The organism is Acinetobacter sp. TY1 (assembly GCF_048551395.1).
In the GTDB taxonomy this organism is placed as follows: Bacteria; Pseudomonadota; Gammaproteobacteria; order Pseudomonadales; family Moraxellaceae; genus Acinetobacter.
This window is the reverse complement of record NZ_JBLYZK010000004.1, coordinates 152941-166785: the sequence shown is the minus strand read 5'-3', so window position 1 is coordinate 166785 and position 13845 is coordinate 152941. Positions and strand designations below refer to the sequence as shown.

The 13845-nt window shown below is 38.5% G+C and carries 11 protein-coding genes; 6 read left to right on the top strand and 5 right to left on the bottom strand.

Features of this window, described 5'->3' with window-relative positions:
* Nucleotides 1-3 precede the first annotated feature (3 nt).
* Nucleotides 4-1278: a replication-associated recombination protein A gene (locus ACK2M2_RS04370; RefSeq protein WP_419346244.1), complete on the top strand. Its 1275-nt coding sequence runs from the start codon at nt 4-6 to the stop codon at nt 1276-1278.
* A gap of 138 nt (nt 1279-1416) precedes the next feature.
* On the top strand, nt 1417-3789 hold the full coding sequence (locus ACK2M2_RS04365; protein WP_419346242.1) for a glycerophosphodiester phosphodiesterase family protein: 2373 nt from the start codon (nt 1417-1419) through the stop codon (nt 3787-3789).
* Between the two features lie 74 nt (nt 3790-3863).
* On the opposite strand, the gene purC is transcribed toward ACK2M2_RS04365, so the two are convergent.
* From purC to dapA, 3 genes are read right to left on the bottom strand one after another with little or no spacing between them, the layout of a single operon-like run.
* Nucleotides 3864-4583 (bottom strand): phosphoribosylaminoimidazolesuccinocarboxamide synthase, encoded by a 720-nt coding sequence (gene purC, locus ACK2M2_RS04360; protein WP_409510625.1) that lies wholly within the window; start codon nt 4581-4583, stop codon nt 3864-3866.
* A gap of 36 nt (nt 4584-4619) precedes the next feature.
* Complete coding sequence (locus tag ACK2M2_RS04355; protein WP_409510626.1) at nt 4620-5225, bottom strand: lipoprotein-34 precursor (NlpB); 606 nt, start codon at nt 5223-5225, stop codon at nt 4620-4622.
* A 15-nt stretch (nt 5226-5240) separates the two neighbouring features.
* Nucleotides 5241-6137: a 4-hydroxy-tetrahydrodipicolinate synthase gene (dapA, locus tag ACK2M2_RS04350; RefSeq protein WP_409510627.1), complete on the bottom strand. Its 897-nt coding sequence runs from the start codon at nt 6135-6137 to the stop codon at nt 5241-5243.
* A gap of 694 nt (nt 6138-6831) precedes the next feature.
* Here dapA and mhpT point away from each other — a divergent pair.
* From mhpT to ACK2M2_RS04330, 4 genes are all read left to right on the top strand, one after another.
* Complete coding sequence (gene mhpT, locus ACK2M2_RS04345; protein ID WP_419346290.1) at nt 6832-8043, top strand: 3-(3-hydroxy-phenyl)propionate transporter MhpT; 1212 nt, start codon at nt 6832-6834, stop codon at nt 8041-8043.
* Between the two features lie 465 nt (nt 8044-8508).
* Nucleotides 8509-9141, top strand: coding sequence for a bifunctional nicotinamidase/pyrazinamidase (pncA, locus tag ACK2M2_RS04340; protein ID WP_409510628.1), 633 nt, complete (start codon nt 8509-8511; stop codon nt 9139-9141).
* On the top strand, nt 9141-10094 hold the full coding sequence (locus tag ACK2M2_RS04335) for a bile acid:sodium symporter family protein (protein ID WP_419346240.1): 954 nt from the start codon (nt 9141-9143) through the stop codon (nt 10092-10094). Before pncA ends, ACK2M2_RS04335 begins: the two co-directional genes overlap by 1 nt.
* Before the next feature lie 144 nt (nt 10095-10238).
* On the top strand, nt 10239-10520 hold the full coding sequence (locus ACK2M2_RS04330; protein WP_409510630.1) for a DUF4031 domain-containing protein: 282 nt from the start codon (nt 10239-10241) through the stop codon (nt 10518-10520).
* A gap of 92 nt (nt 10521-10612) precedes the next feature.
* Here ACK2M2_RS04330 and glmS read toward each other — a convergent pair whose 3' ends face one another.
* On the bottom strand, nt 10613-12451 hold the full coding sequence (gene glmS, locus ACK2M2_RS04325) for a glutamine--fructose-6-phosphate transaminase (isomerizing) (RefSeq protein ID WP_419346238.1): 1839 nt from the start codon (nt 12449-12451) through the stop codon (nt 10613-10615).
* 12 nt (nt 12452-12463) lie between these two features.
* Nucleotides 12464-13828 (bottom strand): bifunctional UDP-N-acetylglucosamine diphosphorylase/glucosamine-1-phosphate N-acetyltransferase GlmU, encoded by a 1365-nt coding sequence (glmU, locus tag ACK2M2_RS04320; RefSeq protein WP_419346236.1) that lies wholly within the window; start codon nt 13826-13828, stop codon nt 12464-12466.
* Between the last annotated feature and the right edge of the window lie 17 nt (nt 13829-13845).

The window sequence follows — 13845 nt, the reverse complement described above, 5'->3', positions numbered from 1 at the left end:
CTTATGTCTGATACACAAATTCCACTTCCTGAACGACTGCGTCCCCGTGATTTGTCCGAAATTATCGGGCAGGATCATTTATTGGGTGATCAGGCACCTTTACGTCAAATGATTGATCAAGGGCATTTACCTTCGATTATTTTTTGGGGGTCGCCAGGCGTAGGTAAAACCACCATTGCCTTGCTCTTGGCTCAAGCGGTTGATCGACCTTTTGTCAGCCTTTCTGCACTTAATACTGGTGTAAAAGAGCTACGTGAAATTATTGCAGAAAGTGGTGACCTACTCACGCCTGTAGTATTTATTGATGAAATTCATCGCTTTAATAAATCACAACAAGATGCGTTACTGAATGCAGTAGAAAAGGGCAAAATCACCCTAATTGGTGCAACGACAGAAAATCCATCCTTTGAAGTCAACAGTGCATTATTATCACGCTGTCAGGTGTATAGCTTGAATGCTTTGAGCAATGATGCGATTCAAGATTTACTCACCCGAGCGATTCAACAAGACAAGTTTTTACAAGAAAAATTTGTGCAGTTTGAAGAGTTTGATGCCATTGTGCAATTTGCAGCAGGTGATGCACGTAAGGCTTTAAATTTACTCGATTTGATTGCAAGTACTTTTGAGCCTGATGTTGAAAATATCATCACCAATGCCAAAGTCGTTAAAGTCGCACAGCAAAATATTGCCCGCTATGATAAGTCAGGTGAACAGCACTATGATTTGGTATCGGCATTGATTAAATCCATTCGAGGCAGTGACCCTGATGCAGCGTTGTATTGGATGGCACGTATGCTTAAAGGTGGTGAAGATCCTGTCTTTATTGCACGTCGTATGTTAGTAGCGGCATCAGAAGATATTGGTAATTCAAATCCAAATGCATTGTTACTTGCAGGTGAATGCTTCCGCTCAGTACAAGCGATTGGTATGCCTGAATGTCGAATTATTTTAGGGCAATGTGCAGTCTATTTGGCGACGAGTGCTAAAAGTAACAGTACCTATTTGGCAATCAATAAAGCGATGGAACTTGCTGAACGTACAGCAAATTTACCTGTACCTTTGCATTTAAGAAATGCACCAACCAAGCTGATGAAAGATCAGGGGTATGGTGTTGATTATCTTTATCCGCATAATTATTCTGAAAATTTTGTTACGCAAGAATATTTACCGCCTGAACTTAAAGGTACCAAGTTATATGAATCGGCACGTAATAAACGTGAAGTCGAAGGTGAAAAATTACAACAGCGTAGATGGCAGCAAAGTCAGCAACAACAATAATTTGATCGGCTAAAATGCAATTCTAAATCTTTTAATTGGATGTGAGTTCACTGAAAAAGGTTTAGAATATGCATATTCTTTCTATCGCTAGATCATTGTGCCATGTCGTAAAAATCATGCTGCAATGAACATAAAATTATGAAAATTTCATTACTCTCATCTGCATTATTTGGCTGTATTTTCTTTTTTTCTCCATTTAGCCAAGCAGTAGAAATTCATAAAAATAGATCATTAGAACAAACTGAAAATCTTACAGAGAATACAACAAAAATATTGTATCAAGTTGATTTTGTTCAGCAACAGACTTTGCCACAGCAGTGGCGTATTCCAGGTAATAATCCTGGAAATATCAGTATTCAAAATGGTGTTTTACAAATTGATGGTCGAGCGAATGACATACAACCGACTTCAATTTTGTTGCCATCTAGTTTAGAGCAACAACAGAACTACCGTATCGATGTTGAGTTTAGTCTTGATCAGCCATTAAACAGCTCTCGTTGGGGTAGTGTGATGTACGATGTTGTGACGACTCAAGGCATTATCCCAAATACTTACTATCAATTTACAGTACGTAGCGATGTAACTGCAAAAAATGGTACGGAGTTTGGTAATCGTAAAAGTAACGGGCAATGGAATGTTATTGAGGCGAAATCAGGTCAAACACTTAAAGAAGGGCAGAGCTATCAAGCCAGTATTGTGGTACATGGTAATCGAGTACAACATTATCTAAATGGTCAGTTGATGCAAGATGTCGAAATTGATCAGCAGCATTTACGAGGGGATATTGGTTTATCTGCTACGGGCATTATCATGAAGATTCGTAAAATTAGCATCTCTGAGCAAAATGCTGCACTTTCAGAACTGAAAACCAGTGCATCCGCCATTCAAAATACAGCATTTCAATTGTCAGCACCGCCAACACTTATTCAAAGTGGTATAGGCGATGTAAAGGCAACATCAGCATCATTCACACAAGCAAATCAATACTATTATCAACTTGATAACAAATTACGTGTTTTAGATGCTACAGGTAAAGTAATTGGTGATCTTAAATCACTTTTAGAAACAAGACCCAAAAATAAAATCTTTGCATTCGATATTGCTGATATACGAACAATTGATGCTTTAAAACAATTTGTACCAGAAGATGATTTATCTGATATCACTTTGATTTCAAAAGACGCACAGATTTTAGTAGAAGCACATCAAAAGCTACCTGCTCTGCGTACCGCACTTGATTTAAGTCAGTATCGTTCATCTAAAAAACGTCCTGAAAATTTAGCGGAACTTGTAGTGAAAACCAATGCAGCATATAGCAAAATTATGATCTTACCTGCACAGGGGCTTGATAAACCGAGTGTGAGTTATTTGCAACGTCGGTTAATGACCGTATGGACGAAGCAAAATGTCACAGATCATGTACAGGCTGCCACAATTTTAACTACAGGCGTTAATGGTATTTTGAGCCAAAACAGCAATATTTATGCTGAAGTTTTAAAAAAATTTCCTAAAAATACTTTATTACGCCGACCTTTGATTATTGGGCATCGTGGTGTACCGAGTCTTGAGGATGAAAATACACTTGAAAGTGCTACACATGCTGTGACGTTGGGTGCAGATATTATTGAAAATGATATTTATCTGACCAAAGATCAACATCTTGTAGTGATGCATGATAATACGGTGAACCGTACGACCAAAGGTACAGGGAAAATTGAAGAAATGACGCTTGCTGAAGTTCAGCAATTACGAACCTCACATAAAAATTATCACGTACCGACTTTAGCAGAATATTTTATTTGGCTGAAAAAAAATAAAAATACTGTGTTGATGATTGAAATTAAGAGTAGTCAACCGACATTGGTTCAAGCTTTAAAGGCTGAAATTACAAAATATGATGTGGTCGATCAAGTGGTCACAACATCATTTAATCGCGATCAAATTCAGCAAGTCAAAACCAATATGAATCATGTATCGGCAGGGGTTTTAGTCGGTAGTCTACCAAATGCAGCGAATAAATCGGCCAATGTGAAGTATTTGCTCGCCGATGCTCAAAAATATGTTGCATCGTATCATCCATCGTATCGTGCAGATTTGGTCAATATTTTTAATGAAGCACAGCAGCGTGGTGTAAGTTTTTGGCCATGGAATTTAAATGATACGACTTTTAAACAGTTGTATATTGCTGGTTTAAACGGCGTAACCACCAATGATATTCACAAGTATTCAAATTGGATTGTTGATGTTCAGGCGAATACTCAAATGAATATGAAAGTCGGGCAGGCGAGTGCGATTCCATTGAGTTTAAAAGCACAGAATGGTGCAATGTTGAAAGCACTGGCAACACATTTTATTGTACTAAAAGGTTCACCAAATCATAAAGTTGAAAATGGTCAACTCATTTTTACAGATAAAGGTACAGCTTATGTTGTAGCGGGTTATTCATATCAAATAGATGCGCAGAATACGTATTATTTATATAGTCAGCCGATTAAAATGATTGTGAACTAAATATACTTCAACAAAAAACCGAGCTATTTAGCTCGGTTTTTTAGGAGTTTCAGTATCTAATTTCTATAAATAAATTATATATCTGAAAGATCTACACCAATACGTGTAGCAACTTCTTCATAAGCTTCAACAACACCACCTAAACCTTGACGGAAACGGTCTTTGTCGAGTTTTTTCTTGGTATCTTTATCCCATAAACGGCAACCGTCTGGAGAGAATTCATCACCCAAAACGATACGGTCATGGAACACACCAAATTCAAGTTTGAAGTCTACAAGAAGCATGTTGCCTTGAGCAAATAAGTCTTTAAGTACAACATTAACTTTTTGAGTTAATTCTTTCATTTGAGCCAATTGCTCAGCATTTGCCCAGCCAAGTGCAATCGCTTGAGATTCATTCACCATAGGATCGCCTAAAGCATCATCCTTGAAGAATAATTCAAATGTTGGAGGTGTAAGCTCTAAACCTTCTTCAACACCTAAGCGACGGCACAATGAACCTGCAGCGTAGTTACGCATTACACATTCAACAGGAATCATTGCTAACTTCTTCACTAACACTTCTGTTGGCGAAAGCAGTTTCTCAAAATGAGTTTCAATACCTGCTGCTGCCAATTTTTCCATAATAAAGGCGTTAAAACGGTTATTCACCTTACCTTTACGATCCAGTTGCTCTATTTTTTCACCGTTGAATGCTGAAGCATCATCACGGAAAACCAAAATAAGATGATCTGCGCTATCAGTTTCATAAACAGATTTCGCTTTACCAGTATAGAGCAAGGTTTGTTTTAACATGGGGGAACCTTTTGCAAAAAAAATTGCCTAGAACGACTAGGCTGGCCAGTTTTGGTAAATCTGGGTTAACAATTCTACAGCGACTTCTTTGTCGGCAAAACTGTTATCGGTATTGAACACCGCAAGGTTATTGCTAGCGCCCACTGAAGTGAGTTTGAGGACATACGTTTTTTTGTCGACTTTGACAGTTGCTTCATAAGCATTTTTGCTTTGGCCAACAACGGTATGATTCAAGCTGCTGAGTGTGGCAAGTGTGTACTGCCAAATTGTAGCAGAATTTCCATCAATTTTGATCAACGGATTTGCATTTCCATCAGTTAAAATTTGAGGGCGACCTGCTTCTGCAGAGCTTTCACTGCTTTGAGCAACTACTTTTACACTTGCATCGTCTGGACGTGGCACTTCAAAGCGGTTACCACGTTTATTTTCGAACTTTGGTGCATTATCAATCGCCATTTGCTCAACAATAGGTGCTGGATACAAAGGCGTTGCAGGTCTAACCATTGAACCTTCAGGATATTTAAGCGGTGCTAAAGTGGTTGTATCTTTATAATCTAAAGAGCCATTTTTGATGCCAATTGAACTACAACCCGCTAAACTTAAAGCTGAAAGGGCAAGGGTTAAACCAAAACGTAATTGCATAATGCTAAGCTCTTATTAAATGATACCAGCTGCTTTGAGTTCTTCACGCAAAGGCGTACGGTATTGTTCTGCAAGCGGAGTTAATGGTAGACGAATGCCTGTGCCAATTAATTCCATTTCGTGAAGTGCCCATTTGACGGGAATTGGGTTCGATTCACAAAATAGAATATTGTTTAATTTTGCAACTTGCTGATCATATTGAACAGCAAGTTCATGGTTGCCTTCTAATGCTGCCGCACATAAATCACTCATGATTTTAGGCGCAATATTTGCTGTAACTGAAATGTTGCCTTTTGCACCAAGCTCAATCAGTTCACGTGCAGTTGCATCATCACCCGAATAAACAATCATGTCTGTACCTTTTAAACCCTCAAGGAGCTCTTGACCACGAGGTACATCACCTGTTGCATCTTTGATGCCGACAATATGAGGAACACTTGCTAGACGAATGACAGTTTCGTTGAGCATGTCAACACCTGTGCGACCTGGTACATTATATAAAATAATAGGTAAATCGACAGCTTCAGCAATTGCTTTATAGTGTTGGAACAGACCTTCTTGGGTCGGTTTATTATAATAAGGCGTTACAAGAAGCGCTGCATCTGCACCAAGTTCTTTTGCTTCTTTGGTCAGTTCAATCGCTTCATGTGTTGAGTTTGCACCCGTACCTGCAATAATCGGAATACGCTTATTGGCAACACGAATCACTTCTTTAATGACTTGTGTGTGTTCTGCCATATTGAGTGTTGATGCTTCACCCGTTGTGCCTACAGCAACAATGCTGTTTGTGCCTTGTGCAATGTGCCACTCAACGAGCTTTTCTAGACCCTTCCAATCTACGCTGCCATCTTCAAACATAGGGGTGACGAGTGCGACAATTGAGCCTTGAATAATCTGTGCTTGCTGAGTCATTTTGAAAAAAATCCTATTTGACCATCCACTGAGTGTTCAGTCACCGAGCAGGAATGGTTGCAGTTTTTTGATTTGGGCGTAAATCAATCGACATTGATTGAATAATGCTTATGCAAATTATGACTGATTCAGTCTTTTAGAACAATATGCTTTAGTCAAAGCATGAAAAAACTTTATAAAAAGCAACAAATAGTTTTCATAAAGAAGTATTCAAAATTTAAAACATGCTATTTACGCGCTACATTGAGTCCTGAAAAGTCTCGTTCAATATCTATGCAAGCCTATTTTTGAATTGCTTCATAGAAGGTATCACCATTTATCTAAAAAAGTGTAGAAAATAAGAGCTTAAAAAGATGATGCAATACACAAAGGCTATTAAAATTTAAACAAAGGCAAGGGCTTTTAATAGGTTATTGATCGTTTTAAATGATATAAGCCATCGTTGAATCTTCTTATAGATTGAGAATAGACTCTGATAAACATATATATTTCTGAGTGTTTTACTCAAGTTTTACATTTAGTTATTGGTTTTTTGGCTAAATAATGAGGCACTTTAGATTAGGCAGTAAAATTTTTAAACGATAAAACTCATTTTTTCTAACACTTTTTGATAGTTATTTGTCGCTAAAGAGTAAGCGATGATGCGTTGCTATTTTCCGGCTATATCAAAAGGATTTTTAGGATGAATGAAACCCTGACTTCAAGCGATAAAAAACACGCCACGACTACCGTGTTGATTTGTTTTTTAATTGCAGTTATCGAAGGAATCGATATTCAAGCGGCAGGGGTTGCGGCAGCAGGAATTAAAGAATATTTTGCATTAGATGCTTCACAGCTCGGACTATTTTTTAGTGCGGGTATTTTAGGATTACTGCCAGGTGCATTGATTGGTGGTCGTTATGCCGACCAGATTGGTCGTAAAAAAGTACTGATTGCTTCAGTGACAATTTTCGCTTTTTTTACCTTATGTACGGTTTGGGTGAATAGTTTCTATTCATTATTATTGGTGCGCTTTTTAGCTGGTGCAGGATTGGGTGCGGCAATGCCGAATCTGATCGCACTTGCATCAGAATCGGTATCGGTGAAAAATCGAGGTCGTGCAGTGGGTTTGATGTATTGCGGTATGCCTGTAGGTGCCATTATTGTCTCGCTACTTGCAGCACAGCTTGCATCATCAGATATGGCGAGCAGTTGGAAAACGATTTTTTATGTGGGCGGTCTTGTGCCATTGATCGTGGTACCGTTAATGATCAAGTTTTTGCCGGAATCTCGTGAATTTTTAAAAGTACAAAAAGAAGCATCGATAGAGAAAAAAGAATTATCGTACAAAGACTTATTCAGCCGTGAATATGCACCACGTACATTGTTACTTTGGGTGAGCTATTTCTTCACTTTGATGGTGGTTTACATCATGCTGAGTTGGTTACCATCACTCTTCACCGAGCTAGGATTTACACGTAAAGACGGCAGTATGGCAATGGTATATTTCCAAATTGGTGCTGCAATCGGTACAGTGACATTAGGTATGCTAATTGACCGTTGGAAGAAAGCCTATGTGATTATTTTAATGTATGTGGGTATTTTAATTGGTTTATTTAGTTTAAATGGCGCATCAACATTAAACATGATGTTTGTTGCAGCAGCCATTATGGGTACATTCACCATTGGTGGACAGGGTGTACTTTATGCATTTGGTAGCTTTGTTTACCCGACTCATTTACGTGGTCAAGGTGTGGGTGCAGCATCAGCAGTAGGTCGTATTGGTGCGATGATGGGACCTGCAATTGCTGGGCAACTTTTAGCAATGGGTAGCGGGGCTGCTGGTGTGGTTTCAGCAGCCATTCCATGTATTGTGATTTCAGCGATTATTATGGTGTTGTTAACCCGCCGTTTAGAAGCTGATTAATATGATCTAAATATACAATATCAAAAAAAGGGAGCCTGCAATTGCAGGCTTTTTAATGTTGATTTTTTTTTGCGACAAATATTGTTGTTACAATCAATGATTGAATGTGACATATAGATAAGTTCTTTATAATTACTTGCAAAAAGGTTTTAATCACATACGAACAATAAGAATAAGGCTTCACTTGAGGAGAGATGTATTGAGCCCAAAAAAGTTGATTGCTAAGTTTAATATGCAAGATCAACAACTACGTTACATTCAAAAATAAATTAAGTTACTTTTTTTATGCATCAATAGCATGAAAAGCTCGGATTTATTCTCGTTTTTCAGCACGACTCATTCAAGATTTGCCTAACTATTATTTTGTTATGAAAATCAGTCATTTTATTTTTTTGCAAAGGCTTAGATACTGAGTGTCAATATATAGTATGTTCAAAGACGAAGATTGAAAAAAGGACGATAAAAATGCAATGCAATAGCGCTTTAATTGTGGTGGATGTACAGAACGGATTTACACCTGGAGGTCATTTGGCTGTGGCTCATGCCGATCAAATTATTCCAAAGATTAATCAGCTTGCAACGCATTTCGATAATATTGTTCTGACACAAGATTGGCATCCTGAAAACCATATTTCTTTTGCAGAAAATCATGCTGGGAAAGATCCATTTGATACTGTTGAATTGAATTATGGAACACAAGTTTTGTGGCCATCGCACTGTGTACAAGGCACACATGATGCTGATTTTCATCCTGATTTGAATATTCCTCGTGCGCAATTGATTATTCGTAAAGGTTTTCATTCTGAAATTGACAGTTATTCGGCATTTATGGAAGCCGATCATCAAACATCAACAGGTTTGGCTGGGTATTTAAAAGAACGAGGGGTTGATACGGTTTATATTGTTGGGATTGCAACTGATTTTTGTGTGGCATGGACAGCAATAGACGCAGCAAAAAAGGGCTTTAAATCTTATGTGATTGCAGATGCAACCAAAGCCATTGATTTACAAGGTTCATTGCAACATGCATGGCAAAACATGTTGGCATCTGGCGTGAAACGCGTGGTTGCACAAGATATTTTTGCAGCGAGTCACTGATGTCGGTTATTTTAAAATTCAGTCAATTTATACAAAAAACCTTTGCACTTTGGGTCGTATTTTTTGCTTTTATTGCGTTGTGTTTTCCTTCAGCTTTTGTATGGATGAAAGCCTACATTCCTTGGGTACTTGGGATTATTATGCTTGGAATGGGTATGACCATGACAGTGGATGATTTTAAGGGCGTGCTGCAAAGTCCAAAGGCAGTTTTTATTGGCGTGGTGGCGCAGTTTGTGATTATGCCAGGGCTGGCTTATGCGCTATGTCAAATTTTCCAATTGCCTGCTGAAATTGCTGTCGGTGTACTTCTTGTCGGTTGTTGCCCAGGAGGTACAGCATCTAATGTGATTGCTTATATGGCAAAAGCCAATACCGCACTTTCTGTCGCCTGTACTTCTGTATCGACATTTCTTGCACCTGTATTAACACCCGCTATTTTCTATGTGTTGGCAAGTCAATGGATTCCGATTGATGCAGGTTCAATGTTTATTGATATTTTAAAAGTGGTGATTTTCCCGATTATTTTAGGGGTAATGCTCAGAACATTCTTTAAGCAAAAAACAGAACAATATATTCAGGTAATGCCACTGATTTCAGTGATTGCGATTGTTTTAATTGTGGCTGCAATTATTGCGGCAAGTAAAGCTTCTATTTTGCAATCAGGCTTACTAATTTTAGGCGTAGTGATGTTGCACAATGGCTTGGGTTTTCTACTTGGTTATTGGGCAAGTCGTTTGTTTAAACTACCTTATGCCGATGCCAAAGCCGTTTCGATTGAAGTCGGTATGCAAAATTCAGGTTTAGGTGTGACGCTTGCAGCATTGCATTTTGCCACATCTCCCGTGACGGCTGTACCGAGTGCAATTTTTAGTTTATGGCACAATATTTCAGGGCCTGCTTTGGCAACTTATTGGGCAGCGAAAGCGGATAATATGAAGGAAGATCAATCTTAAAAATTTGAATCATTAAAAGAGCTACGGCTCTCTTTTTTGTATGCGATGATTCCAATTTACAACAAGGATTCAATATTGATTAGTTGCATTTAGGATTTAAAATATTGATGATTCAAGCATTTTACATTTTAAGGAAATCTTTTTGTGGCAGTTTATGTAGATCGTGCCCGTGTACAGTTTAAAGAGAAGCTGTGGTGTCATTTGATGGCAGATACACTTGAAGAATTACATATCTTTGCACAGAATATGAATATTGATGCTCGATTATTTCATCGCAATGCATCCTATCCACATTATGATATTACTCTAGAGATGAGGGAAATGGCACTGTTATATGGCGCTTTGGATTCGGATCGTCAAACGATTATTGCTGTAGGGAAAATTTTAAAAGTACAGCTTAAACAGCGTCAATCAGATTCTGATTGACTGATTTTGAAATAAAAATAGCCAACGCTAAGGTTGACTATTTTTAACTAGGGTAGCGTGATTATATGCTACACATCTTATTAAGCATTTGATTACTCAACAGTTACAGATTTTGCCAAGTTACGTGGTTGATCCACATCAGTACCACGAAGAACCGCAACATGGTAAGACAAAAGCTGAACAGGAATACTGTACACAATTGGCGCTAACCAATTATCGACAGTTGGGATATTGACCATATGCTGACGATCTTTTTCCTTGATTCCGCTATTTTCATCTGCAAAAACAAATAGTTCACCACCACGAGCTTGAACTTCTTCCATGTTCGATTTTAATTTTTCGAGCATGTCATCATTTGGTGCAAGAATCACCACAGGCATGTCATTGTCAACCAATGCCAATGGACCGTGTTTCAATTCACCTGCTGCATAACCTTCTGCATGAATATATGAAATTTCTTTCAGTTTCAATGCACCTTCCAAAGCAATTGGGAACTGTGTACCACGACCTAAAAATAAGCAATGTTGCTTTTCTTTGAACAGTTCAGATAAACGTAAAATGTCTTTATCTTGCTGTAAAGTATCCAAAATTACTTTTGGTGTATGCCACAAAGCTGCTGCAATATCTGTTAAATGCTCAGTCGAAATACTTTGCTTTACTTGACCAATTTTCAATGCCAATAACATCAGCGCTGCAAGCTGAGTGGTGAATGCTTTAGTCGATGCAACACCAATTTCAGGACCTGCAAGTGTCAATAAGTGGTGATCAGTTTCACGAATCATTGACGAAGTTGCTACGTTACAAATTGCCATGGTGCTGATCGATAGATTCTTTTCAGCGGCACGTTTTTGCGTATCACGGAGTGCTGCAAGGGTATCGGCCGTTTCACCAGATTGAGAAATACATAGATATAATGTATTTGCCACAATCACAGGTGAGCGATAACGGAATTCACTTGCAATTTCTACTTGGCAAGGTAGATTAATGAGTTGTTCTAGCCAATATTTTGCAATCATGCCTGAATGATAACTTGTACCACAGGCTAAAATTTGTACTTGTTGAATATTGGTAAAATCAATTTCAGCATTTTTCAAGAAATCATCACGTAGAGCATTACCATTGAGTGCTTGAGAGATGGTTTGCTGAATTGCTTCAGGTTGCTCGTAAATTTCTTTGAGCATGTAATGCTTATATTCACCTTTTGAAGCATTGCTGACAGTAGCATCTAATTCTTTAATTGGACGTTCAACCGCTTGACCGTTGACATAAACATCAATACTTGAACGAGTAATACGTGCAATATCACCTTCTTCAAGGTATATAAAACGGTTGGTTACAGGCAATAAAGCCAATTGATCGGAACTAATAAAGTTCTCACCAATACCCACACCAATCACAAGTGGTGAACCTTCACGTACAGCAATGAGTTCATCAGGATGATTTGTATGCACAATACCGAGTGCATAAGCACCTTTAAGTTGTGGAACAACTTGTTCAACAGCTTTCATTAAATCAGGTGTTGTTTTCAGTGCATCATTAACTAAATGTGCAACAACTTCTGTATCAGTTTGTGATGTGAATACATAACCAAGCGCTTCAAGGTCATCTTTGAGTTCTTGATAATTTTCAATAATACCGTTATGAACGACAGCTACAGTACCTGAAATATGCGGATGGGCATTATTTTCAGTCGGTTTCCCGTGAGTCGCCCAACGGGTATGTGCAATACCAAGTGAACCTACAATTTTTGATTCAGACACTGCATTTGCCAAATTGGCAACTTTACCGACACGGCGTTCACGTAAAATGTGACCTTGATCGACCAATGCAACGCCTGCTGAATCGTAACCACGGTATTCAAGACGCTTTAAACCTTCAATTAAAATATCTGTAATGCTACGTTCAGCAATGCCACCAACAATTCCGCACATATTTATATCCTTTTATTTCGCAATCTTTTGAGGGCGTTGATAATTTTCTTTTGAAATTTGTTTTGCACGTTCAAATGCAAGGCTATTATCCGCAACATTTTGAGTAATGACTGAGCCTGCACCTGTGGTTGCGCCGTTGCCAATGGTAATTGGTGCGACAAGAGAGTTGTTCGTACCAACAAAAGCGTTGTCACCAATAATGGTTTTATGTTTATTTGCACCGTCATAGTTACAGGTAATGGTTCCCGCACCAATATTTGAGCCTGCGCCAATTTCTGCATCACCCAAATAAGTGAAGTGATTGGCTTTAGAGCCTACACCAACAGTCGTATTTTTTACTTCTACAAAGTTACCAATGTGGACTTCATTCGCGAGTTCAGCGCCAGGACGTAAGCGAGCAAAAGGACCAATTTGGACATTTTCACCGACAATTGCATTGTCAAATACGCTATACGGTTGAACCTTGGTTCCTGCTGCAATGGTGGTATTTTTAATGATACAACCTGCGCCAATTTCAACATTGTCACCAAAAGTACATTCACCTTCAATGATCACGTTGATGTCAATACACACATCTTGTCCTGCATGCAACTGACCACGTAAGTCAAAACGATGCGGATCAATAATATGCACGCCTTGTTGCATCAATAATTTAGCTTGATGGTTTTGGAATTCACCCTCTAAAGCAGCAAGTTGAATACGGTCATTAATCCCTTCAACTTCAAAAGCCAATTCAGGTTGAATTGAGGCGATTTCCATACCATCAGCCAAAGCCATTGCTACGATATCTGTTAGGTAATATTCACCTTGGGCATTGTCATTGCTCAGTTTTGGCAACCATTCATGCAATTTGGAATTACTGACGCAGTAAATACCAGTGTTAATTTCTTTAATTTGACGCTGCTCTTCAGACGCATCTTTATGTTCAACAATGGCTTGAATTTTTCCATCCTTACGTACAATCCGACCATAGCCTGTAGAATCAGCAAGGGTTAACGTTACTAAACCAATTCCTGTTGCTGTTGATACATCTAACAAACGTTGTAGTGTACTTTGTTGAACACAAGGCACATCGCCTGACAGAATGAGTGAGACTCCATCTTTTGGCAATACAGGTAAAGTCACTTTGACTGCATGACCCGTACCGAGCTGTTCAGCTTGTTCAACCCATTGAATATTTTCATGTGAAAAAGCTTTTTGTACTGTGTCACCGCCATGACCAAAAATTGTAATAATATTTTTAGCTTGTAGTTTTTTTGCTGTTTCAATTACATGACCCAATAATGGTTTTCCTGCTAAGGGCTGTAGCACTTTAGGTAATTGGGAGCGCATACGTGTTCCTTTACCTGCAGCAAGAATAATTACTGTTGTTGACATAAAACACCCTATTATTT